This window comes from Oceanisphaera avium, from assembly GCF_002157875.1.
Taxonomy (GTDB): domain Bacteria; phylum Pseudomonadota; class Gammaproteobacteria; order Enterobacterales; family Aeromonadaceae; genus Oceanimonas; species Oceanimonas avium.
The window spans coordinates 1,926,200-1,953,106 of the sequence record NZ_CP021376.1 but is presented as its reverse complement, the minus strand read 5'-3'; the positions used below and the strand labels follow the sequence as shown (position 1 = coordinate 1,953,106).

The window sequence follows — 26,907 nt, the reverse complement described above, 5'->3', positions numbered from 1 at the left end:
AATTTTAGCTTAGCGGCCTAAGCAATTAGGCTAGGGCTGGTGAATATATATTCACCAGCCCTTTTGCGCTGTATGATGAGAGGATTTTTCACATCGTTTATGCCTCTTATTAGCACCACATATCGGATGTTGTCGAGACGTCCGTGTCCTAGAAAAACGATGTTATTTAGAGCTGTCCCATTTGGACAGGTGGGTCACTTATCAGCGAGCTGAGGAACCCTATGGTTTACTCTTACACAGAGAAAAAGCGCATTCGTAAGGACTTCGGTAAACGTGACCAAGTCTTGGACACGCCTTACCTGCTATCAATCCAGCTTGATTCCTTCAAACAATTTATTGAAGCAGATCCGCGCGGCGAACACGGTTTGGAAGCGGCTTTTCGAAGCGTTTTCCCCATCGCCAGCTATTCTGGCAATGCTGAATTGCAATATGTTAGTTTCCGTTTAGGCGAGCCTGTATTTGACGTTCAAGAATGTCAAATTCGTGGTGTTACTTATTCGGCACCGCTGCGCGTTAAATTGCGCATGGTGTTGTATGACAGAGAAGCCGCACCTGGCACTGTCAAAGACATTAAAGAGCAAGAAGTCTACATGGGCGAAATCCCGCTCATGACTGAAAACGGTACCTTTGTTATTAACGGCACCGAGCGGGTAATAGTCTCCCAGCTGCATCGCAGCCCGGGTGTGTTTTTCGATCACGACCGTGGCAAAACCCACTCTTCAGGTAAGGTTTTGTATAACGCCCGTGTGATCCCTTACCGTGGTTCCTGGCTCGATTTTGAGTTTGATGCCAAAGATAACTTGTTTGTTCGTATCGACCGTCGTCGCAAGTTACCTGCATCCATCATGCTGCGTGCATTGGAGTTCACGACCGAAGAAATTTTGGCCATGTTCTTCGATATGACTTCTTTTGAAGTGATCGATGGCAAAATGATGATGGAATTAAAGCCAGAGCGTCTACGTGGTGAAACTGCCTCGTTTGATATTTTGGTTGATGGCGAAGTACTAGTGGAAACCGGTCGTCGTATTACTGCGCGCCATATTCGTCAGCTAGAAAAAGCCGGCATCGAAAAAATTGAAGTACCGGTGGAATATGCCGTCGGTAAAGTGGTGGCCAAAGATTATGTTAATCCCGATACGGGCGAGCTAATCATTGGTGCTAACCAAGAGTTAACGCTGGAAGCCTTAGCCAATATGTCTGTGGCCGGTATTAAGCAGTTTGAGACCTTGTTCACTAACGAACTGGATCACGGCGCTTATATGTCTGAGACACTGCGTATTGACTCTTCAACTAACCGTGTAGAAGCCTTGGTTGAAGTATATCGCATGATGCGCCCAGGCGAGCCACCTACTCGTGATGCTGCCGATACGCTGTTTGAGAACTTATTCTTCTCAGAAGACAGATATGACCTCTCCACCGTGGGCCGGATGAAATTTAACCGTCGTCTGTTCCGTGATGAGATTGATGGTCCGGGTACCCTGACTAAGTCAGATATCGTGGATGTGATGAAGCGTTTGATCGACATCCGTAACGGTAATGATGAAGTGGATGATATTGACCACTTGGGTAACCGTCGTATTCGCTCGGTAGGCGAGATGGCAGAAAACCAATTCCGTGTTGGTTTAGTGCGCGTAGAGCGTGCAGTGCGTGAGCGCTTGTCATTAGGTGATTTAGATACCTTAATGCCCCAAGACTTGATCAACGCCAAGCCGATTTCGGCGGCGGTGAAAGAGTTCTTTGGCTCTAGCCAATTATCGCAGTTTATGGATCAAAACAACCCGCTATCAGAAGTGACGCACAAGCGTCGTATTTCTGCATTAGGCCCAGGTGGTTTGACTCGTGAGCGTGCTGGCTTTGAAGTTCGAGACGTCCATACCACTCACTACGGTCGTTTGTGTCCTATCGAAACGCCGGAAGGTCCAAACATTGGTTTGATCAACTCACTGGCGTGCTACTCGCGCACCAACGAATATGGTTTCCTTGAGACGCCGTATCGTAAAGTGGTGGATGGCCAAATTACCGATGAAGTGGATTACTTGTCTGCTATCGAGGAAGGTCACTTTGTGATCGCTCAGGCCAACGCCGCCTCTGATGAGAACAACCGCTTAATCGATGAGCTGGTAGCCTCGCGTCATAAAGGTGAAGCTACCTATATGAACGCGGATCAAATCCAGTACATGGATGTGAGCCCACAGCAGGTAGTGTCAGTTGCAGCATCTCTGATCCCCTTCCTTGAGCACGATGATGCTAACCGCGCCTTGATGGGCTCGAACATGCAACGCCAAGCTGTGCCTACACTGCGTGCCGATAAGCCGTTAGTAGGTACCGGTATTGAGCGCGCCGTAGCCGTCGACTCAGGTGTGACCGTGGTAGCTAAGCGTGGTGGTATCGTCGATTACGCCGATGCGTCACGCATTGTAGTTAAAGTTAACGAAGAAGAGATGACGCCTGGCGAAGCTGGGATCGACATCTATAACCTGACCAAGTACACCCGTTCTAACCAGAACACTTGTATTAACCAGCGTCCGTGTGTGATGCCAGGTGAGCGCGTGCTGGGTGGCGACGTACTGGCCGATGGTCCTTCTACTGACTTGGGCGAACTCGCTCTGGGTCAGAACCTGCGCGTGGCCTTTATGCCATGGAATGGTTACAACTTTGAAGACTCCATCTTATTAAATGAGCGTTTGGTAGAACAAGACCGCTTAACCACCATTCATATTCAAGAACTCACTTGTATCTCTCGTGATACTAAGTTGGGTCCAGAAGAGATCACCGCCGATATCCCTAACGTAGGTGAGTCTGCGCTGAGCAAACTGGATGAGTCTGGTATCGTTTATGTGGGTGCAGAGATGCGTCCTGGCGATATCTTGGTGGGTAAAGTCACTCCTAAGGGTGAAAGCCAGCTCACACCAGAAGAGAAGCTGCTGCGCGCTATCTTCGGTGAAAAAGCCTCTGATGTGAAAGACTCGTCATTACGTGTGCCTAACTCTGTGTTTGGTACTGTCATCGACGTTCAAGTCTTTACCCGTGATGGCGTAGAAAAAGACAAGCGTGCCCAAGATATTGAGCACATGCAGTTGAAGCAAGCTAAGAAAGACTTAACTGAAGAATTTAGCATCCTTGAAGACGGTGTATATGCCCGTGCTCGCGGTGTGTTAATTGCCTCCGGTATGTCTGCTGAGCAAGTTGCTAAAATCGATCGTAATAAGCTGTTAGAGCAAGCGATTGATGACGAAGCTAAGCAAATTGAGCTGGAGCAACTCGCCGAGCAACAAGCTGAACTAAAAGCCGACTTCGATAAGATGTTTGAAAACAAACGTCGTAAAATCACCCAAGGGGATGATTTGGCGCCGGGCGTGCTGAAGATCGTTAAGGTGTACTTGGCCGTTAAACGCCAAATTCAGCCTGGTGATAAGATGGCCGGTCGTCACGGTAACAAGGGTGTGGTCTCTACTATAGTTCCAGTAGAAGATATGCCTTACGACGTGCACGGCACGCCGGTTGATATCGTTCTGAACCCATTGGGTGTACCGTCGCGGATGAACATCGGTCAGATACTCGAGACGCACTTAGGCTTAGCAGCTAAGGGCATTGGCGAGAAGATCGATCGCATGATCAAAGAGCAGCAAGATATCGCTCGTTTGCGTGAATTTATCCAAGAAGTTTATAACTTGGGTGATGGTACTCGTCAGAAAGTCGATATCTCTAGCTTTACTGATGCCGAAGTGCAAACACTGGCTCATAACTTGCGCCACGGCATGCCAATGGCAACGCCGGCGTTTGATGGTGCTGATGAAGGCGAAATCAAGCGCATGTTGCTACTGGCTGATCTGCCAGATTCTGGTCAGATCACGCTCTATGACGGTCGTACTGGTAATGCCTTTGAGCGCCCAGTGACCGTGGGCTATATGTACATGCTGAAGTTGAACCACTTAGTGGACGACAAGATGCACGCCCGTTCTACTGGTTCTTACAGTCTGGTAACGCAACAGCCACTGGGTGGTAAAGCTCAGTTTGGTGGTCAGCGTTTCGGTGAGATGGAAGTGTGGGCACTGGAAGCATATGGTGCCGCTTACACCTTGCAAGAAATGTTGACGGTGAAGTCCGATGACGTTAACGGTCGTACTAAGATGTATAAAAACATCGTCGATGGTGATCACCGCATGGAGCCGGGCATGCCCGAGTCCTTCAACGTCTTGTTGAAAGAAATTCGCTCGCTCGGTATCAACATCGAATTAGACGAAAGCTAAAGCACAGACTGCTGAAGAAATAACGGCGCCCTTTTTTTTAAAAATAGGGCGCCTAGGTAGAACTCCTCACAGGAGACTAACGTGAAAGACTTACTTAAGTTTTTGAAAGCGCAGAATAAGACAGAAGAGTTTGATGGGATCAAAATTGGTCTGGCCTCCCCAGACATGATCCGCTCTTGGTCTTTTGGCGAAGTCAAAAAGCCTGAGACCATTAACTACCGTACCTTCAAACCGGAGCGTGACGGCCTTTTCTGTGCTCGGATCTTTGGTCCGGTCAAGGACTATGAGTGTCTGTGTGGTAAGTACAAACGCCTTAAACATCGTGGTGTTATCTGCGAAAAATGTGGCGTTGAAGTTACCCAGACCAAAGTGCGCCGTGAGCGCATGGGCCACATTGAGCTAGCCAGCCCTGTTGCCCATATCTGGTTCTTGAAGTCCCTGCCAAGCCGTATCGGTTTATTGCTGGATATGACCTTGCGTGATATCGAGCGCGTCCTGTACTTCGAATCCTTTGTGGTGATCGAAGCGGGTATGACCAGTCTTGAGCGTGGCCAAATGCTGTCAGAAGAACAGTATTTAGATGCACTCGAAGAGTGGGGCGATGAATTTGACGCCAAGATGGGTGCCGAAGCGGTACTGTCTTTGCTAAGCGCCATTGATTTAGGTGCTGAAATTGAAGCCATGCGCGAAGAGCTGAGCCAAACTAACTCAGAAACTAAGCGTAAGAAAATTACCAAGCGCTTCAAACTGATGGAAGCTTTCTTCGGCTCAGGCAACAAGCCAGAGTGGATGGTACTGACCGTATTGCCAGTATTGCCACCGGACTTACGTCCGCTAGTACCGCTGGACGGGGGTCGCTTTGCGACTTCAGATCTGAACGATTTATATCGTCGTGTGATCAACCGTAACAACCGTTTAAAACGTCTGCTGGATTTAGCGGCGCCCGATATTATCGTGCGTAACGAAAAGCGGATGCTGCAAGAGTCTGTAGATGCCTTGCTTGATAACGGTCGTCGCGGTCGTGCCATTACTGGCTCTAACAAGCGCCCACTGAAATCCTTGGCCGATATGATCAAAGGTAAGCAGGGTCGTTTCCGTCAGAACTTGCTTGGTAAGCGTGTTGACTACTCCGGTCGTTCGGTCATCGTAGTAGGACCGACCTTGCGTTTGCATCAGTGCGGTCTGCCGAAGAAAATGGCCCTCGAGTTATTTAAGCCATTTATCTATGGCAAGCTAGAAGGCCGTGGTTTAGCCACTACCATTAAAGCGGCTAAGAAGATGGTTGAGCGTGAAGAAGCTGTGGTGTGGGACGTTTTAGATGACGTGATCCGCGAACACCCAGTATTACTGAACCGTGCACCTACTTTGCACCGTTTGGGTATTCAAGCGTTTGAGCCAGTGTTGATCGAAGGTAAAGCGATTCAGTTGCACCCACTCGTGTGTGCGGCCTATAACGCCGACTTTGATGGTGACCAAATGGCGGTCCACGTACCGCTGACCATAGAAGCACAGCTTGAAGCGCGTGCACTTATGATGTCCACCAACAACATACTGTCTCCGGCTAACGGCGAACCTATTATTGTACCCTCGCAAGACGTGGTATTAGGTTTGTACTACATGACCCGCGATAAAGTGAATGCCAAAGGTGAAGGCATGATCTTAACCAGCGCTAAAGAAGCGGAAAAGGTCTATCGCGGTGGTCATGCTGAGCTGCATGCTAAAGTTAAAATTCGGATTACGGATTTTGAACGCATGGAAGATGGCACCGAAGTCGAAACCACGTCTATTCGTGATACCACTATCGGTCGCGCTATCTTGAGCTTGATTGTGCCAAAGGGCTTACCTTTTAGCATGATCGATCACCCTATGGGTAAGAAGCAGATCTCAAAATTACTGAACGCTTGTTACCGTCGTTTAGGGTTGAAAGACTCCGTTATCTTTGCTGACCAATTGATGTATACCGGTTTCCATTATGCAACGCTGTCTGGCGTGTCCGTTGGTATTAACGACATGGTGATTCCAGATGCGAAGAAACACATCATTGATGAAGCTGAAGCCGAAGTAACCGAGATCCAAGATCAATTCCAGTCTGGTCTGGTGACCGCGGGTGAGCGTTATAACAAAGTTATCGATATTTGGGCCAGTGCTAACGAGCGCGTGTCTAAAGCGATGATGGAAAACTTATCGAAAGATAAGGTGATCGACGCTGAAGGCAATGAAGTACTGCAAGACTCATTTAACAGTATCTTTATGATGGCCGACTCCGGTGCTCGTGGTAGTGCCGCCCAGATCCGCCAGCTCGCGGGGATGCGTGGCCTGATGGCAAAACCCGATGGCTCCATCATTGAAACACCGATCATTGCTAACTTCCGTGAAGGCTTGAACGTACTTCAGTACTTTAACTCCACCCACGGTGCTCGTAAGGGTCTAGCGGATACCGCCTTGAAGACGGCGAACTCCGGTTACCTAACACGCCGCTTGGTAGACGTTGCCCAAGATTTGGTGATTACCTCTGATGACTGTGGCACTTTCGACGGTCTGTGGATTACTTCCCTGATTGAAGGCGGTGACGTTGTTGAGCCATTACGTGAGCGCGTATTAGGCCGAGTGGTGGCTGAAGATGTGATCCGCCCTGGTACCGAAGATGAAGTGTTGGTTGCCCGTAACACCCTGCTCGATGAGAAGTGGTGTGATGTGGTAGAAGACAGCTCCGTCGATGGCATTATGGTGCGCTCGGTTATCACCTGTGACAATGACCATGGCGTGTGTGCCCATTGTTACGGTCGTGATTTGGCTCGTGGCCACTTGGTTAACCAAGGTGAAGCGGTGGGCGTTATCGCTGCTCAATCTATCGGTGAGCCGGGTACCCAGTTAACGATGCGTACCTTCCACATTGGTGGTGCCGCATCGAGAGCGGCCGCAGAAAACAGTATTCAGGTGAAAAATGCCGGTACTGTTAAGCTGTTAAACGCGAAATATGTGACCAACAATGAAGACAAAACCGTTATTGTGTCGCGCTCTTCTGAGCTGACCATTATCGATGAACTAGGCCAAACTCGTGAAAACCACAAGCTACCCTACGGTGCCTTGTTGGATAAAGCGGACGGTGAAGAAGTTCAAGTGGGTCAGTTGGTCGCCACTTGGGACCCGCACACTCACCCTATCGTTACCGAAGTAGCCGGTCACGTTAAGTTTATCGACATGATTGATGGCGTGACCATTAGTCGACAAACCGATGAGCTAACGGGTCTGTCTAGTATCGTAGTGATGGATGTGAATGAGCGTCCCGCTTCTGGTAAAGACTTACGTCCGACCGTTAAGCTCATTGATGACAACAATAATGACGTCATCATTCCAGGTACTGACTTATCTGCGCTGTACTTCTTACCAGGTCGCTCTATTGTGAGCTTGGAAGATGGTGCTGTGGTAAACGTGGGTGATGCGATTGCGCGTATCCCACAAGAGTCCAGTGGTACTAAAGATATTACCGGTGGTCTGCCACGAGTTGCTGACTTATTTGAAGCACGTTTACCGAAGGAGCCGGCCATTTTGGCGGAAATCTCCGGTACCATTTCTTTCGGTAAAGAAACCAAAGGCAAACGCCGCTTGGTGATTACGCCGTTAGATGGTGGTGATGCCTTTGAGGAAATGATCCACAAATGGCGCCATGTGAACGTGTTTGAAGGTGAGAAAGTTGAAAAGGGTGAAGTCTTGGCCGATGGTCCAGAATCTGCCCACGATATCTTGCGCTTGCGTGGCATTAGCCCCGTTGCTAACTATATCGTTAACGAAGTGCAAGAGGTTTACCGCTTGCAAGGCGTTAAGATCAACGATAAGCACATTGAAACTATCGTACGTCAGATGCTGCGCCGCGCCGAAATTATGAATGCCGGAGATTCCGACTTCATTAACGGTGAGCAAGCAGAGGTGGTACGTATTCGCCAAGCTAACCGCGCACTCATTGCTGCGAATAAGCAACCGGTAGAATATCGCCATGTCTTGATGGGTATCACTAAGGCCTCGTTAAGCACCGAATCCTTTATCTCGGCGGCGTCTTTCCAGGAAACCACTCGCGTGCTAACTGAAGCTGCGGTGTCTGGCAAGGTAGATAACTTGCGTGGTCTGAAAGAGAACGTAATTGTGGGCCGTTTAGTTCCTGCAGGTACGGGCTTTGCTTACCATCAAACCCGCAATGCTCAGCGTAATCCGGATCAAGCAGTAACTGTCTCGGCCGATGAAGCCGAACAAAATCTGGCTGATCTGTTGAATGCAGCTAAGTAAGTAATAAGCAACGAATCTCGACTCGCTGATAACAAAGGCTCCCGCAAGGGGGCCTTTTTTTTGCCCTTAGTAGGGCAAAAAAAAGCCGTCAGCTGTCAGCCGTAAGCGATCAGCTAAAATCCAACACTGTGCGTATTTATCTTTAGCTGACAGCTTAAAGCTGATCGCTGAAGGCTTTATTTTTTCTCTTATTCTTTTAAAGCATAAAAAATCATCTTTTATTCTTTCTTGTTGTCTCAAGCATCGTTTATGCTATATGCATCTGGAAAAGTGGAAGCAAATCTTATGCTGTTAAAAGAACTCGCGGCGTCTGCCAGCCCGCTAAACGAACAACAAGTCCATAAGCTTACTCAGGTGGCAGCCGAGCTAAGCGCGACTCAACTGGCGTGGGTAAGCGGTTATTTTTACGGTATTAGCCAACATGGCGGTGCCGCCCTAGCAGCGCCTGCGCCTGCTGCTGTTGCCGCCCCCGCTGGTAAGCTTACCATTATCTATGCGTCACAGACCGGCAACGCCAAAGGCGTGGCCGAAGAGTTGCAAGCGGCCGCCAGCGCTAATGGTGTGGCGGTGAGCCTATTTAATGCCGCCGATTTTAAAGTGCGCAACCTGAAAAAAGAAACGCATGTGCTCATCGTCGCCAGTACCAACGGCGAGGGCGAAGCCCCCGATGATGCCATAGAGTTTCATAAAGAATTAAAAGCCGGTAAGGCAGGCAAGTTAGATGGTCTGCAGTATGGTGTCATTGGTTTAGGCGACTCTTCTTATGAGTTTTATTGCCAAACCGGTAAAGACTTCGACGAATACTTAAGTAAAGCCGGTGCTAAGCCATTATTAGCCCGTCTTGATGCCGACGTTGACTATGATGCGGTGTGCCAAAGCTGGATCCAAGAGTCGGTGGCGCTAGTAAAAGAAGCGCTTAAGTCAGATGCCGCAAACGATGTATCGGCCGCCGTGGTGCCGCTAACTGCCGGTGCCACTAGCTTATATAATAAAAAGCATCCCTTCACCGCTGAGCTGTTAACTAATCAAGCCATAGTGGGGCGTGACTCAGACCGTGATGTACGCCACTTTGAGATTTCTTTAGAAGGCTCAGACTTAACTTATCAGCCGGGCGACTCCTTAGGCGTGTGGTTTAGTAACGATGAGCAATTAGTCGATGACTTACTCGCGCAAACGGGAGTGGCTGCAGATAGCAAAGTGATAGTTGATGAGCAAAGCGTCACTATCCGAGAAGCGCTAATTCACAGCTATGAGTTAACCCAAGGGTATGCCAGCTTCGTGCAGTCTTATTCTGAGTTGACCGATGCGCCTAAGTTGCGTGCATTAGTAGATGATAAAGCAGCTCTGCGCGAGTACTGCGCTACTCACCAAATCTTAGATATTGCTCGTGAGCAACAAGGCGCGCTCACTGCCGAGCAACTGCAAGCCAGTCTGCGCCGCTTAACACCGCGTCTATATTCCATTGCCTCGTCACAAGCTGAAGTCGAAGAGGAAGTGCATTTAACCGTGGGTGTGGTGCGCTTTGAACAAGATGGCTTTGCTCGCAGCGGCGGCGCTTCTTCTTATCTGGCTGATCGCTTAGCAGAAGGCGGCCAAGTGCGGGTGTTTATCGAACATAATGATAACTTCCGTCTGCCCGCTAATGATGACACGCCAGTGATCATGGTAGGCCCAGGCACTGGCATAGCGCCGTTTCGTGCCTTTATGCAAGAGCGCGATGCTCGCGATGCCAGTGGTAAGAACTGGTTATTTTTTGGTAACCCACACTTTACTCAAGACTTTTTATATCAACTAGAATGGCAGCGGTTCGTAAAATCCGGCTTATTAAACAAGATCTCTTTAGCCTTTAGCCGTGACCAACAAGAAAAGATTTACGTACAGCACAAACTACGCGAGCAAGGCGCCGAGGTTTACGCTTGGTTAGAAGAAGGCGCGCACTTTTATGTGTGTGGCGATGCCAACAAGATGGCCAAAGATGTGCACGATGCCTTAGTGGATATTGTGGCTGAGCACGGCAATAAGACTATTGAACAAGCAACCGAATATGTTGATGCACTGCGCGCCGCTAAGCGTTACCAGAGGGATGTATACTAATGAGCGAATTAAAACTATCCGATAACGAACGCGCCAAAAGAGAAAGTAATTTTCTGCGCGGCACCATAGAGCAAGACTTACAAGATGACTTAACCGGTGGTTTTACCGGTGATAACTATCATCTGATCCGTGTGCACGGCATGTATCAACAAGATGACCGCGATATTCGTAATGAGCGTACCGCACAAAAGTTAGAGCCTTTGCATAATGTCATGCTGCGCGCGCGCTTGCCGGGTGGCATTATTAAGCCTGAGCAGTGGCTAGTGGTAGATAAGTTTGCTGAAGAAAGCAGCATCTATGGCAGTATTCGCTTAACTACTCGCCAGACTTTCCAATATCACGGCGTGTTAAAACGTGATATTAAGCACATGCACCAAACGCTGAACAGTACCGGCATCGACTCCATTGCCACAGCGGGTGATGTAAACCGTAACGTACTGTGCACCAGTAACCCTGTTGAGTCGCATCTGCACCAAGAAGCCTATGAATGGGCGAAGCAGATCTCTGAGCACCTGTTGCCAAAAACCCGTGCCTATCTTGAGATTTGGTTAGATGGCGAGCGCTTAAATACGCCAGAAGAAGAGCCCATCTTAGGGGCCACTTACCTGCCGCGTAAGTTTAAAACCACGGTGGTGGTCCCTCCGCATAACGATGTGGACTTGCACGCTAACGATTTAAACTTCGTGGCCATTGCTGAAAATGGCAAGCTGGTCGGCTTTAACGTGTTAGTGGGCGGTGGCTTGGCCATGACCCACGGCGATACCGCGACCTATCCGCGCAAAGCCACCGAGTTTGGCTTTATCCCACTGTCACATACTATTGCTATTGCCGAAGCGGTCGTGACCACTCAGCGTGACATGGGTAACCGTGTGGATCGTAAAAACGCCAAGACCAAATATACGCTAGAGCGGGTGGGTGTTGAGGTCTTTAAAGCGGAAGTGGAAAAGCGGGCCGGTATCGAATTTGGTGCCATTCGTCCTTATAAGTTTACTAGCCGTGGCGATCGCTTCGGGTGGGTTGAGGGCATAGACGGCAAGCAGCACTTAACGCTGTTTATTGAAAACGGTCGAATTCTGGATTATCCAGGTAAACCTTTAAAAACGGGCTTGCGCGAAATTGCTAAAATTCACCAAGGTGACTTTAGAATTACCGCCAACCAAAACTTGATTATTGCCGGAGTGCCCACCGAGCAAAAAGCTCAAATTGAGCAGCTCGCTCGTGAGCATGGTTTAATTGAAGACTCAGTATCTGAGCAGCGCAAAAGCTCGATGGCGTGTGTGGCTCTACCTACTTGCCCGCTGGCCATGGCGGAGTCGGAGCGGGTGTTACCTGAATATGTCACTGAGCTTGAGGGCTACTTAGCTAAGCATAATATTACTGATGACAATATTATCTTCCGTGTGACCGGCTGCCCGAACGGCTGTGGTCGCGCCATGTTGGCGGAAGTGGGCTTAGTGGGTAAGGCACCGGGGCGTTATAACTTGCACTTAGGTGGTAACCGCGAAGGCACGCGTATTCCGCGTATGTACAAAGAAAACATCACCGATCGCCAGATCATGGAAGAGCTAGATACTTTGATTGGTCGTTGGTCGGCGGAGCGTAATAGCGGCGAAGGTTTTGGAGACTTCGTGATCCGCGCCGGCATTATCGCACCTGTCATCGATTCGGCGAGGGATTTTTATGCCGCAGTCTAGTCTGTTAATTAGCTTAAGTGAGCTAACTAACTTGAGTGTAGCTGAGCGAGCGGCGGCCTTAGCGCCGCTCAATCAAGAGCTTGCTGGGATGAGCGCACCTGAGCGGGTGCGCTGGGCCTTAGAGCATTTGCCGGGTGCTGCGGTGCTGTCCTCAAGTTTTGGTATTCAAGCGGCGGTCATGCTGCATTTAGTCACTCAAGAAAAAGCGGATGTGCCGGTGATTTTGACCGATACGGGTTACTTATTTCCAGAAACGTATCGCTTTATTGATGATCTGACTGAACGCTTAGGGCTAAACCTGAAGGTTTACCAAGCCAGTTGCTCTCCTGCTTGGCAAGAAGCGCGCTACGGTCAGCTGTGGTGTCAAGGAGAAGAGGGCCTTAGCCGTTATAATCAACTGAACAAAGTGGAGCCGATGCAACGTGCCTTGCGCGAATTAGACGCGGGCATTTGGTTTTCGGGCTTGCGCCGTAGTCAGTCTGATACGAGAGGCAAACTGGAAGTGCTGGGCGTGCAAGGTGGGCGCTTTAAGTTCTTGCCGATCATCGACTGGAGCAACAAAGACGTGCATTATTACTTGCAACAGTATGATTTGCCTTATCATCCGTTATGGGAGCAAGGCTACGTTTCTGTTGGCGATGTGCATACTACGGCTAAATGGGAGCCGGGCATGTCGGAGTCAGATACGCGCTTTTTTGGTATGAAGCGTGAATGTGGTCTTCATGACACCCAAGAAGCCGATGGCAGTGGCATCTAAACGCAGCCGCTTCTTGAGTGATTAAGCTTAAGGAGCAAGTATGCGTGTTCAAGAAATAATGACGCGACGTATTGCCACCGTTCATCAAGATGATCGGTTGGAGTTTGTGCATGATATTTTCACTCAGTCGGCGTTTCGCCATCTATTAGTTCTGGATAGCCAAGAACAGCTATGTGGCATTATTAGCCATGCAGATATGGGGTGGGCGCTGAGCCCTTACCTAGGCACAGATGCTGAAGTGGAGCGCGATCGAGATACCTTGCAACGTCGAGTGCATCAGGTCATGAGCCGCAACGTCATTACTATTACCGGTGCGGCTACCTTGCAAACAGCGGCGCGTATTATGTTAGAGCATAATATCGGCTGTTTACCCGTTATGGAAAATGGCAAACTGCAAGGGTTAGTGTCTTGGAAAGATCTATTGCGTCAAGTGATCAAATAAAGACATAGCTGTACGTTAATCGCTGTACGCTGTCAGTTAAAGACAAAGGTAACATCCAACAAATGCCGAGCAGTGATTGCTCGGCATTTGTTTTTGAAGAGCAGTTATTAGCCGACCGTTAAAAATAAGTTTAACGCACCTAAGCAGCAATGTGTCAGCTGCGAAGCGATCTTGAGTTGCAACGTATGGCTTATAACGTACGGCTGACAGCGTTATTTTTCACTTATTCTTTTTAGTAATAAAAAGTCATTATCCATTCTTTTGAGATCTAGTTGGTCTGCTTTATAGTAGAGCTATTACTACATCGTATTTATGGATTACCTCATGGAACACCTGCCTCTGTTTATTAAAATCAAACACCGTCCTTGCTTAATCGTAGGCGGAGGTGGGGTGGCCGCGCGTAAAGCGCGGGTGTTGCTAGCCCGTGGTGCGCGCTTAACTATAGTGGCGCCTCAGTTAGGTGAAGAGTTAGCTCAGTTGCAAAGTCAGTTTGTTTGGCAAAACGATGTATTTGAAGAGCATTATTTAGACGAGCAATTTTTAGTAGTGGCCGCAACTGATAAAAAGGAAGTGAATGCGCGGGTGTATCAAAGTGCTAATTTGCGCGGTTTATTGGTTAATAAAGCCGATGATAGCAAGCGCTCAGCGGTGATTTTCCCCTCGATTGTAGAGCGCTTTCCGCTGCAATTAGCCTTTAGCACCGGCGGCGATGCGCCTTGGTTAGCACGATTATTACGCGCGCGCCTCAATGCCTTATTGCCCAAACACTGGGGTGATCTGAGCCGCGTTGCCGGCAAGCTGCGCCATAAAGTGCAAGCCAGTTTTGCTAGCAGCGAGCAGCGTCGACGTTTCTGGGCGCGTGCTCAAGATGACGCCACTCTTAATAATTTGTTAGCCCAAGGTGAAACGGCAGCGGCAGAGCGCTGGTTAGAGCAGGCGATTACTAAGCCGCAATTAGGTGAAGTGATATTGGTAGGAGCGGGGCCAGGCGATCCTGAGCTACTTACCGTTAAGGCCTTAAACGAATTACAAAAAGCGGAAGTGGTATTATACGACCAGCTAGTGTCGCCAGAGATCATGGCCTTGATCCGCCCTGAAGCCGAGCTGATTGCGGTCGGTAAAAAAGCCGGTCACCATAGTGTGCCTCAAGATAGAATTAATGAGTTATTAGTTGAGCAAGCCCAAACCGGCAAGCGGGTGGTGCGTCTTAAAGGCGGTGACCCCTTTATGTTTGGGCGCGGCGCCGAAGAGTTAGAAATCTTAAAAGCGGCAGGGATTGCTTATCAGGTGGTGCCCGGTATTACCGCCGCCGCAGGTGCTACTGCCTATGCGGGTATTCCGCTAACTCATCGCGATTTTGCGCAAAGTGCGGTCTTTATTACCGGCCACAGCAAAGTCGACGGCAAAGAGCCAAACTGGGCGTCATTGGCGCAAAGTCGTCAAACGCTGGTTATTTATATGGGATTAATGCGCTCCGCACATATTCAACAGCGTCTTATTGAACATGGCTTGTCAGCGAACACGCCGGTGGCCTTAATTGAGCGCGGTACCACACCTGAGCAGCGAGTGGTGCGCGGCAGCTTACAAGAGCTAGCCAGCTTAGCTGAGCAAGTAGTCAGCCCCTCATTAATGGTCATTGGCGAGGTAACTACTTTAGCCGACTCATTGGCTTGGTTTAAACCGCAACAGGGCGCAGCACTTCCAGCAGAAGCTCAAGAACAATACGCGTAAGTGACAGTGCTGAGCGCCAGCTAAAAAATGAAGCACTGTCTTATATACCCCCTTTATATCGGCCTTGAGCCGGTATTTTTTATCTCAGCGTATTAAGACGGATTTTTAGCACTCAGTTGGCCTAATGGCGCTAATAAGTCTTGTAGATCATTGCGATAATCAACAGGGGGCGTGTCAGTAATGAGTGCCGCTAGCTCATTACCCACAGTAGTGAAACGATAATAAAGCAAGCGAATGCCTTTACGCTGTGGCTGTAAGGTGAGAGTTTGGTTTTGTAAAATGACCTTTAGCGGGCTTGCTTGTGATAATTCCCCTGACTCTAATTCCGCTTGATGTAATAAACCCAACTCGAATAATTGCAACATTCCCGCATAAGGTAAGCGGTAGCGGCCTAAGTTAAGACGTTGTTGGCGCTGGCCTTGTAAGATAGTGCGATATTGATAACCAAAGAGAAGGCGCAAGTTATCATCGCCAAAATGACAGGCCAGTGCACTGGCTTTTTGTAGGAGCAGCGCGTCTTTTTGCGTCATTACTTGCAAGCGGCTTAAGGCTTGAACAGAACAATGGCCGGGGCTTAGCATTTCTTGAGATAAAATATTTGCCCAAAATTGTTGCATAGCGGGGTGGCGAATATTTTCTGCCAGACCGAGAAAGTGGCTAAGCCAATCTGGATCGGGCTCGTGACCTAACTCTCCCTTATCTTGACGACTGGCCAATTCAACAATAGTTTCTAAATTTTTTTGCCGCGCAGCATCGTCTAGCTGTTGGCGAATTTTAAAACGCTCACCCAAGCTAATTTTATTATCGCCATGCAAAGTTCCTGCAATGCCTCGTTGTTCGGCAATTTGCTGGAGAAGTGCTCGACGATTTTTGAGCTTATTTTCGAGTGTTGCGTTTTTTCGTGTCATCAGTTTCTATTGTTAACCATGTTGGTTCCATGTTAAAATTGCGCCTTATCAGAAAATGGAGTGGCGCATGTATATGCAACAAAATCCAAAAGGGAAAAACAGTATGGCTAGAGTGTTATTAATGGTGGGCTATTTATCAAGCTTAGGTATTTTAGCAGCCATCATTGCCATCATAGAATAAGCCTAATCAAAAGGTAATAACGTGATGGGGCTTATCTTTTAATTATTCAGCGTCTGCATTCTCTTTATCTCGCCTAATGTCCGCATTTTCCATTTTTTGTAGCTCTAATGCTCTTCTATTGCAGCGCATTTTAATTAAGTAAAGAAAGCTTTCTTTGCTTAGCTGCTAATAAACCCTTCCTACTAAAAAATTAACCTTACTTATTAACTACTAAGCCGAGTGCCACTATGCACCCTTAGCTATTAGCCATAAAAAAGCCCCCTAACAGGGGGCTTTAATCTGACTAACCACAGTTTAGCCTTTGTTGAAGCGCTCAGCAGAGCTTAAGATTTCATCTTTAGCGGCGGCTTTATCGCCCCAGCCGGCTAACTTAACCCACTTGCCTGCTTCTAAATCTTTGTAATGCTCAAAGAAGTGTTGAATTTGGGCTTTAAGTAGCTCAGACACATCATTAATGTCTTGGATGTGCTCATACTCTTTGCTTAGCTTAGTGTGAGGCACGGCGATGATTTTTGCATCTTCACCAGACTCATCGGTCATATTCAGTACGCCTACTGGGCGACAACGGATCACAGAGCCGGCTTCCAGTGGGTAAGGAGTGTGTACCAATACGTCTACTGGGTCACCATCAAGTGACAGCGTGTTGTTAACATAACCGTAGTTACAAGGATAAAACATCGGCGTAGACATGAAACGGTCAACAAAAAGCGCGCCTGTGTCTTTATCTACTTCGTATTTAATAGGATCGGCATTTTGGGGAATTTCAATTACAACATAAATATCTTCTGGCAAATTAAGGCCAGCAGGGACGTTTTTCAGACTCATGAGAGTTCCTTTAATAGTGTGTTACAAACTTTAAGTTGAGTTTACCACGCTTAGCATGCGAGTTTGATAATACAACTACGCCGCTTTATAGGCCGATATTATAACTAGTGTCGTAGAGATCGCCATACAAGTGCCCAAAGTGCGGGCAGATTGTTAGAATAAGCTCAATTTCGCAGCCAGAGGCACCTTATGCATATTCATATTCTCGGTATTTGTGGCACCTTTATGGGTGGCCTCGCCGTTCTTGCCAAACAACTTGGCTATCGTGTAACGGGCAGTGATGCCAATGTCTATCCGCCCATGAGCAGTCAACTTTTAGCCCAAGGTATTGAGCTAATTGAGGGCTATGACGTCGCTCAGCTTGACGATACGCCCGACTTAGTGGTGATTGGCAATGCCATGAGCCGAGGTAATCCTTGTGTAGAAGCGGTGCTAAACCGTCGCCTGCCTTATACCTCTGGTCCGCAGTGGTTGTTGGAGCATGTTTTACAAGAGCGCTGGGTGCTAGCGGTATCCGGCACTCATGGCAAGACGACCACCGCTGGCATGTTGGCGTGGATTTTAGAAGATTGTGGCCTTAAGCCGGGATTCCTAATTGGCGGCGTGCCTGGCAATTTTGATGTCTCGGCGCGCTTAGGCGATGCGCCATTTTTTGTCATTGAAGCCGATGAATATGACAGTGCCTTTTTCGATAAGCGCTCTAAGTTTGTGCACTATCGTCCCAGTACCTTAATTGTGAACAATTTAGAATTTGATCATGCAGATATTTTTCCTGACTTAAGCGCCATTCAGCGCCAATTTCACCATTTATTACGGATGGTGCCGAGCCATGGCCGCGTATTAGTGCCTACCCAAACCCCCGCGGTAGATGAAGTATTGGCCATGGGCTGCTGGAGTGAAGTGGAATACCTTGGGCTAGACGGTAAGTGGCTAGCGAATCCTTTAGCCGCCGATGGCAGTGCCTTTGCGGTATGGCTCGATGGGGTGCAAGTGGGAGAAGTACATTGGGGCTGCATGGGCTTACATAATGTGAACAACGGCTTAATGGCCTTAGCCGCAGCCCGCCATGCGGGAGTACCTGTCAGCGAGGCCATTCGCTCGCTCAATGCTTTTATTTCACCAAAGCGGCGCATGGAGCTAAAAGGCGAAGTAGGGAGCGTGCGGGTATGGGATGACTTTGCTCATCATCCTACCGCAATTGCTACTACCCTTGCCGGCCTTAATGCCCAAATAAAAGCCCAAGGAAATTTAGCTGTGCGCCCGCGCATCTTGGCGGTGTTAGAGCTGCGCTCTAACACCATGAAAATGGGCATTCACGAACAACCTCTAGCCGATTCATTGCAATTAGCCGATGCCACCTATTTCTTTAAACCCAGCGGCTTAGATTGGGACTTAAGCGCAGTAGCTCAAGCCTGCCCGCAAGGAAAAATCTATGAAGACTTAGATATTCTTATCGCCGCACTTATTCAAGATGTCCAAGACCAAGATCATATCTTGGTGATGAGCAATGGCGGCTTTGGCGGCATTCATCAGCGCCTATTAGATGCCTTAGCACTACGTGCAGGAGCCTCACTATGAGCGCACTTAATTTAGTGCCTAACTACCCAAGAGATCAGCAAATTACGCTGGCATTATCGGGCGCCTCGGGGGCGCCTTATGCCCTTGAGTTGTTAAAGCGTTTATTAGCTGCCGACTTACAAGTGCACTTATTAGTCTCGAGTGCCGCTAGGGTAGTGATGGCCACCGAACAACAAGAACAGTGGCCGGCTAAGCCTGAGGCACTGGCAACATTATTGACCGAGCGTTTTCAGGCCAAATCTGAGCAACTAAAAGTCTATGGCAAAGAAGAGTGGTTTTCGCCGGTAGCCTCTGGCTCAGGTGCACCAAGGCGCATGGTTATTTGCCCCTGCTCCATGGGCACGGTCGCTGCTATTGCCATGGGCAATTCAGATAATTTAATTGAGCGCGCGGCCGATGTCGTGATCAAAGAAAAAGGGCAGTTAATTATTGTGCCTCGGGAGTCACCTTACTCGGCGCTGCATTTAGAAAACATGCTAAAGCTGGCTCAGTTAAACGTCACTATTATGCCGGCCTCACCGGGCTTTTATCATCAGCCGAAAACTATTCAAGACTTAGTAGACTTTATGGTGGCGCGCATCTTAGATCACCTCGACTTGGACCACGCGCTGATGTCACGCTGGGGATATGGCGCGAAACAAGGTGAGGGGTAAGGCGAGAAGTTACGCCTTAGGTATGCCACATGCAGCTCAGTTAGATTTCCGATAGAATGTCTCTTTAATTAGTGGGTGCACCCCAACGGAGCGAAAATGAAACACACAGTGGAGGTCCTGCTGAGTACGGAAGAAGTAACGGCAAGGATTAAAGCGTTAGGCGAGCAAATTACCGAGCATTATCAAGGGGTAGACGAACTGGTGATGGTGGGTTTACTGCGCGGCTCTTGTGTCTTTATGGCCGATTTGTGTCGCCAGATCCCGTTGCCGGTGCGCCTAGACTTTATGACGGCGTCCAGTTATGGCAGCAACACTGAAAGTAATCGCGATGTGCGTATCTTAAAAGACTTGGATGATGAAATTCACGGTAAACACGTCATCATAGTGGAAGATATTATCGACACCGGTTACACCTTAAGTAAAGTGCGAGAGATTTTATCGTTAAGAGCACCCGCCTCGCTAACGATCTGCTCATTATTAGATAAGCCTGAGCGGCGAGAAGTACAGGTGCCGGTAGACTGGGTGGGTTTTACCATTCCCGATGAATTTGTGGTGGGCTATGGCATCGATTATGCCCAGCGCTATCGCAACCTGCCTTACATCGGCAAGGTAATACCGCTGGAATGATTTTTTGTGAGGTGTAAAGCGTGAGGAGCGAGGTGTATGTCTTTCTCCTCACACTGCACTTCATACCTCTCACTATTACTCTCAGCTTAGGGATCAGGCGACGAAGTTTACTCGTTGACCGTCTCTAGGCTTTTTATGTTATGGAGCTATTGATGACCAAAGCACTGGAAATTACCGGCTTGCGTAAAACTTATGCCGGCGGGGTAGAGGCCCTGAAAGGCATCGATTTAACCGTAGAGCAGGGCGACTTTTATGCGCTTCTTGGTCCTAATGGAGCAGGTAAGTCCACCACCATTGGTATTATCTCTTCTCTGGTTAACAAAACCGCGGGCAGTGTTAAGGTGTTTAGTTACGATCTCGATACTGACTTAGAGGCGGCTAAAACTCACATTGGATTAGTGCCGCAAGAGTTTAACTTTAATCAGTTTGAGAAAGTAGAACAGGTGGTGATCAACCAAGCAGGACTGTATGGCGTAGATCGCAAAGAAGCCAAAATACGCGCTGAAAAATACCTAAAACAGCTGGATTTATGGGATAAGCGCCAAGTTACCTCCCGCACCTTATCGGGCGGTATGAAGCGCCGCTTAATGATAGCGCGCGCGCTTATGCATGAGCCTAAGCTATTGATCCTTGATGAGCCGACCGCTGGGGTAGATATCGAGATCCGCCGTGCTATGTGGGATTTTCTTAAACACATTAATGAGCAAGGCATCACCATTATATTAACCACTCATTATTTAGAAGAGGCGGAATTACTATGTCGCCATATCGGTATTATTGATAAAGGATTATTGGTTGAAAATACCAGTATGAAAGGCTTACTGGGCAAGTTGACAGTAGAAACCTTTATTCTAGATTTAGCAGCCGATGGTCGAGAGCCCTTCTTATCGGGCTTTAACTGGCAGCTCTTAGACGATCACACGCTAGAAGTTGAAGTTAAAAAAGACCAAGGTTTAAATAATGTCTTTGCTCAACTCAACGAGCAAGGCGTGCGGGTATTAAGTATGCGTAATAAGGCTAACCGCCTAGAAGAGTTATTTGTGTCACTGGTAGAGCATGGGAGAGCAGCAGTATGAGCGGTAAGCATTATTATGTGGCCTTTAAGAGCATCTTGATCCGCGAAGTAGTGCGCTTTGGTCGTATATGGTTACAAACCTTAGTACCGCCCGCTATTACTATGTCGTTATATTTTGTTATCTTTGGTAATTTAATTGGCGGGCGTATTGGCGAGATGGATGGCTTTTCTTATATGGCCTTTATCGTCCCCGGTTTAATTATGATGTCGGTGATCACTAACTCTTACTCGAATGTGGCCTCCTCTTTTTTTAGTAGTAAGTTTCAAAATAACGTCGAAGAGCTATTAGTCGCACCTGTGCCCACTTATGTGATTATCGCCGGTTATGTGGGCGGTGGCGTAGTACGCGGCTTGCTGGTGGGTCTAATTGTAAGCTTGGTATCATTATTTTTTGTTGATTTGCACATCGAGCATTTATTTAGCGTTATTTTTACGGTGTTTTTAACTTCGGTTTTATTTGCACTAGCCGGCTTATTAAACGCTATTTATGCTCGTAGTTTTGATGATGTCAGCATTATCCCCACTTTTATTCTTACGCCACTCACCTATTTAGGGGGAGTGTTTTACTCTATTAGTTTATTGCCCCAAATTTGGCAAAATATTTCCCATATCAACCCAGTCCTCTATATGGTGAACGCCTTTCGTTATGGCTTTTTGGGTATTTCTGATGTGCGCTTAAGCGTGGCCTACACCATTATTATTGGCTTTATTGTAATTTTTTATAGCTGGGCTTGGTATTTGATCCACATTGGTAAAGGACTACGAACCTAAGTCTTTGCCCCTTCGGGAAGCTGTACGTTTAACGCCGTACACTGTAAGTAAAAGAGAGATGATTTTCGATGGCAGCCAATGAGCTGCCATTTTTATGAGTAAACCTCAGTGGGACGCGATACGTCGATCGTGAAACAAGATAATGTTTGTCGTTTACCTAGGGCATATAGCGTATGACGGACGGCTTTCTTTTTTGCATTAACCATGTCTGAATACCTAGCAGTGTGAGCGTGGCGGTAATAGTAAAGCCTAAGCTTTGATAAAACTGCACATTACTGAGCTTATCGGTTTCTAAATATAAGCAGGCTTCATTGGCCTCGCGAATGGCGTACTCTATTAAGGTACGGCCAATGCCTTGGCGCTGATGCTGAGGTGCCACGGCTAGCGGGCCTAAATGCCAGTGAGGCAGACTGGGGTCAAGTTTAGCCCAACTTGATAACCAGCGTAGTGTGCGTAACCAGCCGAGCGGTGAGTTGCTGCTTATTAAGGCGGGCGCTAAGCTCACCGTCTCTTGCCAATTAGGTTGGCAACTATGAGGTGCTAACCGACCTAATACCCCTTGCAATTGCTGGCCGTCGTAGGCCCCCATCAGCTCACCTTTAGCCAATATATAAGGCAGCAAACCATTAAATAAGCATGTTAGCCGGCGTTTACGCCGCATAGCATCATTGCCAAACACCCGAATATGCAAAGGATTATCTAGCATGGCCTCGGCACACAGCGCTGCCGCTTGTTCAATATCGGGTGGGCGTAACGGCGTGAGACTAACGGTCATTGGTAGCATAATGAATGAAGTTGGCTCCGAGGTATCTTAAATTAGCTTACCAACAGTTAGCCTATCAACAAGAACACCGAGCTCAAGGCTCGGTGTTTTTCGTTTAACATACAGCGTTTAACGTAAGGCGCACTACGTATAGCGCACGGCTGTGTTTAAGCTAATTGCAGCGGAATATTTTTGCTGGTGCGCACTATGTTATTGTCTACATCCAGATAGACCAAGCTTGGGTGATACTGCTCGATCTGCTGTTCAGACATAGGCGCATAGGCACAGATAATAATACGATCGCCTACCGCGGCTTTGCGGGCAGCCGCACCATTAAGTGAGATCATCTTAGAGCCACGCTCACCAGAAATGGCATAAGTATGAAAGCGCTCACCATTTTCGATATTATAAATATCGATTTGTTCGTATTCGCGAATGTTCACTGCATCTAACAAGTCTTGATCGATGGCGCACGAGCCTTCGTAATTTAGCTCAGCATGAGTCACTCGTGCCTGATGCAGCTTGCCTCTTAGCATAACGCGTTGCATATCCATGTTTGGTCTCCGTAACAGTGCTCAGCAAAGAGCACGAGGCGAGTTCAGTCTGAGACTAATTAGTTAGTCATTGTCTAAGCGCTAGCTAATACCAGTGCTTATCAGACCGTTCTGCCAAAAGTAGTATGAAAAAGTAGGCGCATCTTATAAAGAGACTACCTGATTGTCTATTAATCGTGCATTGCCTAAAAAGGCCGCCATTAAAATAACCACTGCTGTTGAGTGTTCATCAACGGCTAATAAGTGAGTAGCATCCACAATATCAATGGCATCGGTGCGAAAACCGTGCGCATTTAATTGGGCACGCGCACTATTTATTAATGCCGTAAAATCTCGACTCCCCTCGCGTATCTGCTGGGCGATGTGATGCATAGTACGGGCGAGTTGCGGAGCTAATGCCAGCTCAGCAGCGGTTAAGTAGCCATTGCGTGAGCTTAATGCTAAACCATTACTCGCACGTACCGTTGGCACACTGATAATGTCTATGGGCATATTTAAGTCTGTCACCATCTTACGGATCAGTGCCAACTGCTGATAGTCTTTTTCACCAAAGCAGGCCACATCAGGCTGGACTAGATTAAACAGCTTACACACGACTGTACTTACGCCATCAAAATGGCCTGGGCGCAGTGCGCCTTCTAATACTTGGCTAATGCCTGGCACTAAGACTCGCGTTTGCTGAGTTTGACCTTGGGGATACATCAGCTCAGCCGTAGGCGTGAACACGGCATCGGCCAGCTCTGCTAGCTGGGCACAATCTTGCTCAAGCGTGCGCGGATAAGCATGTAAGTCAGCGGCGCGATCAAATTGTAGTGGGTTAATAAAAATACTCACTATGACTTTATCGCAGTGGTGGCGCGCCGTTTTGACCAGCTCGAGGTGGCCGGCATGCAAGTTACCCATAGTGGGCACAAATCCCACCTTGAGCCCTTGTTGACGCCAGTCTTGTACAGTAGCGCGCAGCGTTGTTATTTCAGCAATTGGCAACATGGCATTGGTATCTCGGCTTAATTAAAACTGTGCTCAGGGCCTGGGAAGCGCCCCGTAGCCACATCACTCACATAGGCGCTAATGGCGGCTTTTACGTTGCCTTGCTCGGCAAGAAAGTTTTTAGTGAATTTAGGCACATAACCGGTGGTTAAGCCCAAGGCATCTTGCATAACCAGCACTTGGCCGTCGGTATGTGGGCCTGCGCCGATACCGATCACCGGTATGGTTAATAACTCGGTAATTTCTTTAGCAAGCGGGCTTGGCACACATTCTAAGACCAGCAACTGAATACCCGCCGCTTCTAAGACTTTAGCATCATCTTTAATTTGCGCCGCTTGATCTTGCTGGCGACCTTGGAGTTTAAAGCCCCCAAACACATGCACCGATTGTGGCGTTAGGCCCAAATGGCCGCACACCGGCACGCCTTGGCGGGTTAATTGAGTAATGGTGTCGGTGAGCCAAGCGCCCCCTTCTAATTTAACCATGTGCGCACCGGCGCGCATTAAAATGGCCGCATTGTGACATGCTAGCTCGGGGTTGCTATAGGACATAAAGGGAAGGTCGGCGACCACCAGTGCTTTGTCCGTACCTTTGGCTACACAACGGGTGTGATATGCCATGTCTGCCACCGAGACCCCTAAGGTGCTCTCTTCACCTTGTAAAACCATGCCGAGTGAGTCGCCAATCAAAATGGCGTGGGCACCGGCTTGCTCAAAGAGGGTAGCAAAGGTGGCATCGTAAGCGGTGATCATGGCAATTTTGCTGCGCTCTTGCTTCATGGCCAGCAAACGAGCCGTGGTTATTTTACTCATCAATCTTCCTTTGGCTTGAGCTTAATAGCGTCATGCCATTAAGCGGGCAAGTCAGTAGCAAATCTGCCAGTGGGGTAGTGCAAGGTAACACTAAGTCTGGGCATAGATCGGCCAGTGGATATAAGACAAATTCTCGTTGCTTCATACCGTAATGGGGCACCGTTAATCGCTCATCAATGATGCGTTGGTTGCCATACAACAAGATATCTAAATCTAGTGTACGGGCACCCCAGCGCTGCTCCTTGCGCTCTCGGCCCTGTGCTTGCTCTATGGCTTGGAGCGCATCTAATAGGGCATGAGGCGCAAGCTTAGTCACAAACTCACTCACGCCATTGATATAGAGCGGCTGATCTGAGGGCCCCATCGGCAGGCTTTGATAAAGCGGCGAGTGACGTAAGCTATTGGGTAGCGCCAGCGCTTCTAAAGCCACTTGGGCGGCGCGAATTTGCGCGACGGGCTGGGCTAAATTAGCACCTAAGCCGACAAAGACCCGAGTCATGCTTCTTTTTTCTTACGCGGGCGGCGGCGAGGGCGCTTGCGCTTACTGGCCGGCTCCTCCCCTAATTGGTTATGACGCGACTGAGCATGGCGAGAAAGCTGTTTGCGATCTACCGGGTTAGCTTGTTGAAACTCGGTCCACCACTGAGCTAATTCTTGAAGCTTAGGGTCTAGCTCGGCACGCAATAGTAAAAAGTCGTAGCCGGCGCGAAACTTAGGGTGCTCCAGTAAACGGTGCGGTCGTTTGCCGCTGCGCTTAGTTAAGCGCTCTTGCATCATCCAAATATCACGTACCACTGAGCTAAAGCGCCGCGGAATGGCCACACTCTTCACTTGGCGAGCCAACACTTCATCCATCGCCAGTAAGAAGGCATCATAATAATTAAGGCCGCCTTCATGCATAAACTGTTGGGTATGCATTTCTACCGGTCCCCATAGGAGAGCGGCATATAAGAATGCGGGCGTAACGCGCAAGCCTTGAGCGATACGTTCATCGGTATTTGTCAGCGCTAGTTCAAGAAAGCGATGATAGTCATTGTCTTCTTGGCCTATAATGTCGGCTGCTTCCGGAAATAACGGCGCAAACAACTGATAATGTTGGAGTAAGCGATAGGTTTCTAGGCCGTAGCCGGCCATTAATAATTTTAGCGTTTCCTCAAACAAGCGTGCTGGAGGAATATCGCCTAATAGCGGCGCCAGCTCGCGAATAGGAGCGGCGGTGCGTGGGCTTATGGTCAGGCCCAACTTGGCCGAAAAGCGTACCGCGCGGATCATGCGCACTGGGTCTTCGCGATACCGGGTTTCTGGGTCACCAATGAGCTCTAAGCGTTTATTGTCTAAGTCTTGTAGGCCATTAGAGAAACCGACCACGCTAAAGTCAGCAATATTGTAGTAGAGCGCATTAACACTAAAGTCGCGACGCTCAGCATCTTCTTCTATGGTGCCATAGACATTATCGCGCAGCAGCATGCCCTCTGACGATTGAGAGGAGATGTTTTTATTATTATTCACTTCATGGTGGTGCCCGCGAAAAGTCGCCACTTCAATGACATCTCGGCCAAACAAGATATGGGCCAAACGAAAGCGCCGACCCACTAAACGGCTGTTACTAAACAGCGCTTTCACCTGCTCGGGCGTAGCACTGGTGGCAATATCAAAGTCCTTGGGCTGGCGGCCCAAGAGTAAGTCGCGTACGCCACCGCCTACTAAGTACGCCTCAAAACCCGCTTTATTCAGGCGGTATAATACTTTGAGGGCGTTATCACTGATTTGTTGACGTGAGATACCGTGTTGATCGCGCGTTAAAATAACGGGTTGCAACGGTAACGTCTCCTGTGCAGTGGACGACGATGGAGTTCGGTTTAGTAGCTTCTTACAAAAGCCAGCAATCTGGGAAAAAATAGGACACCTCGCATGGCCTTTA

20 protein-coding genes are annotated in these 26,907 nt (G+C 48.5%); 12 read left to right on the top strand and 8 right to left on the bottom strand.

The window, feature by feature from the left end; translation table 11 throughout:
• Positions 1–221 precede the first annotated feature (221 nt).
• The 7 genes from rpoB (at position 222) to cysG (ending at position 15,249) form a co-directional block, all read left to right on the top strand.
• The gene (gene rpoB / locus CBP12_RS08980; RefSeq protein ID WP_157420091.1) at positions 222–4,250 is read left to right on the top strand and encodes a DNA-directed RNA polymerase subunit beta; all 4,029 of its coding nucleotides are present in this window, start codon (positions 222–224) and stop codon (positions 4,248–4,250) included.
• An 81-nt stretch (positions 4,251–4,331) separates the two neighbouring features.
• Positions 4,332–8,531, top strand: coding sequence for a DNA-directed RNA polymerase subunit beta' (gene rpoC / locus CBP12_RS08975; RefSeq protein ID WP_086964131.1), 4,200 nt, complete (start codon positions 4,332–4,334; stop codon positions 8,529–8,531).
• A 285-nt stretch (positions 8,532–8,816) separates the two neighbouring features.
• Positions 8,817–10,625: an assimilatory sulfite reductase (NADPH) flavoprotein subunit gene (locus tag CBP12_RS08970; RefSeq protein WP_086964130.1), complete on the top strand. Its 1,809-nt coding sequence runs from the start codon at positions 8,817–8,819 to the stop codon at positions 10,623–10,625.
• Complete coding sequence (cysI, locus tag CBP12_RS08965) at positions 10,625–12,319, top strand: assimilatory sulfite reductase (NADPH) hemoprotein subunit (RefSeq protein ID WP_086964129.1); 1,695 nt, start codon at positions 10,625–10,627, stop codon at positions 12,317–12,319. Before CBP12_RS08970 ends, cysI begins: the two co-directional genes overlap by 1 nt.
• Positions 12,306–13,076, top strand: a complete 771-nt coding sequence (locus CBP12_RS08960; protein WP_086964128.1) for a phosphoadenylyl-sulfate reductase — start codon at positions 12,306–12,308, stop codon at positions 13,074–13,076. Before cysI ends, CBP12_RS08960 begins: the two co-directional genes overlap by 14 nt.
• A 40-nt stretch (positions 13,077–13,116) precedes the next feature.
• The gene (locus CBP12_RS08955; protein WP_086964127.1) at positions 13,117–13,518 is read left to right on the top strand and encodes a CBS domain-containing protein; all 402 of its coding nucleotides are present in this window, start codon (positions 13,117–13,119) and stop codon (positions 13,516–13,518) included.
• A 324-nt stretch (positions 13,519–13,842) separates the two neighbouring features.
• On the top strand, positions 13,843–15,249 hold the full coding sequence (cysG, locus tag CBP12_RS08950) for a siroheme synthase CysG (RefSeq protein WP_086964126.1): 1,407 nt from the start codon (positions 13,843–13,845) through the stop codon (positions 15,247–15,249).
• Positions 15,250–15,341: 92 nt separating this feature from the next.
• On the opposite strand, the gene CBP12_RS08945 is transcribed toward cysG, so the two are convergent.
• Complete coding sequence (locus tag CBP12_RS08945; RefSeq protein WP_086964125.1) at positions 15,342–16,157, bottom strand: TIGR03899 family protein; 816 nt, start codon at positions 16,155–16,157, stop codon at positions 15,342–15,344.
• Positions 16,158–16,632: 475 nt separating this feature from the next.
• Positions 16,633–17,163 (bottom strand): inorganic diphosphatase, encoded by a 531-nt coding sequence (gene ppa / locus CBP12_RS08940; protein WP_086964124.1) that lies wholly within the window; start codon positions 17,161–17,163, stop codon positions 16,633–16,635.
• Positions 17,164–17,352: 189 nt separating this feature from the next.
• On the opposite strand from ppa, the gene mpl reads away from it, so the two are divergent.
• The 5 genes from mpl to CBP12_RS08915 all read left to right on the top strand — a co-directional run bounded on the left by mpl (position 17,353) and on the right by CBP12_RS08915 (position 21,867).
• Positions 17,353–18,741, top strand: a complete 1,389-nt coding sequence (gene mpl / locus CBP12_RS08935) for a UDP-N-acetylmuramate:L-alanyl-gamma-D-glutamyl-meso-diaminopimelate ligase (RefSeq protein WP_086964123.1) — start codon at positions 17,353–17,355, stop codon at positions 18,739–18,741.
• The gene (locus CBP12_RS08930) at positions 18,738–19,394 is read left to right on the top strand and encodes a flavin prenyltransferase UbiX (protein ID WP_086964122.1); all 657 of its coding nucleotides are present in this window, start codon (positions 18,738–18,740) and stop codon (positions 19,392–19,394) included. Before mpl ends, CBP12_RS08930 begins: the two co-directional genes overlap by 4 nt.
• A gap of 96 nt (positions 19,395–19,490) precedes the next feature.
• The gene (hpt, locus tag CBP12_RS08925; RefSeq protein WP_086964121.1) at positions 19,491–20,021 is read left to right on the top strand and encodes a hypoxanthine phosphoribosyltransferase; all 531 of its coding nucleotides are present in this window, start codon (positions 19,491–19,493) and stop codon (positions 20,019–20,021) included.
• A 152-nt stretch (positions 20,022–20,173) separates the two neighbouring features.
• Positions 20,174–21,097: an ABC transporter ATP-binding protein gene (locus CBP12_RS08920; protein ID WP_086964120.1), complete on the top strand. Its 924-nt coding sequence runs from the start codon at positions 20,174–20,176 to the stop codon at positions 21,095–21,097.
• Positions 21,094–21,867 carry an ABC transporter permease gene (locus CBP12_RS08915; protein WP_086964119.1) on the top strand — a complete coding sequence of 258 codons (774 nt, stop codon included), beginning with the start codon at positions 21,094–21,096 and terminating at the stop codon, positions 21,865–21,867. Before CBP12_RS08920 ends, CBP12_RS08915 begins: the two co-directional genes overlap by 4 nt.
• A gap of 157 nt (positions 21,868–22,024) precedes the next feature.
• Here the strand turns inward: CBP12_RS08915 and CBP12_RS08910 are convergent, their stop codons facing one another.
• From CBP12_RS08910 to pcnB, 6 genes are all read right to left on the bottom strand, one after another.
• The gene (locus CBP12_RS08910) at positions 22,025–22,642 is read right to left on the bottom strand and encodes a GNAT family N-acetyltransferase (RefSeq protein WP_198341778.1); all 618 of its coding nucleotides are present in this window, start codon (positions 22,640–22,642) and stop codon (positions 22,025–22,027) included.
• 155 nt (positions 22,643–22,797) lie between these two features.
• On the bottom strand, positions 22,798–23,184 hold the full coding sequence (gene panD / locus CBP12_RS08905; protein ID WP_456093787.1) for an aspartate 1-decarboxylase: 387 nt from the start codon (positions 23,182–23,184) through the stop codon (positions 22,798–22,800).
• Positions 23,185–23,328: 144 nt separating this feature from the next.
• Complete coding sequence (gene panC, locus CBP12_RS08900; protein WP_086964117.1) at positions 23,329–24,174, bottom strand: pantoate--beta-alanine ligase; 846 nt, start codon at positions 24,172–24,174, stop codon at positions 23,329–23,331.
• Between the two features lie 17 nt (positions 24,175–24,191).
• Positions 24,192–24,986 (bottom strand): 3-methyl-2-oxobutanoate hydroxymethyltransferase, encoded by a 795-nt coding sequence (panB, locus tag CBP12_RS08895; RefSeq protein WP_086964116.1) that lies wholly within the window; start codon positions 24,984–24,986, stop codon positions 24,192–24,194.
• On the bottom strand, positions 24,979–25,485 hold the full coding sequence (gene folK / locus CBP12_RS08890) for a 2-amino-4-hydroxy-6-hydroxymethyldihydropteridine diphosphokinase (protein WP_086964115.1): 507 nt from the start codon (positions 25,483–25,485) through the stop codon (positions 24,979–24,981). The genes panB and folK overlap by 8 nt, the downstream gene beginning before the upstream one ends.
• Complete coding sequence (pcnB, locus tag CBP12_RS08885; RefSeq protein WP_086964114.1) at positions 25,482–26,885, bottom strand: polynucleotide adenylyltransferase PcnB; 1,404 nt, start codon at positions 26,883–26,885, stop codon at positions 25,482–25,484. Before pcnB ends, folK begins: the two co-directional genes overlap by 4 nt.
• Positions 26,886–26,907: the final 22 nt, after the last annotated feature.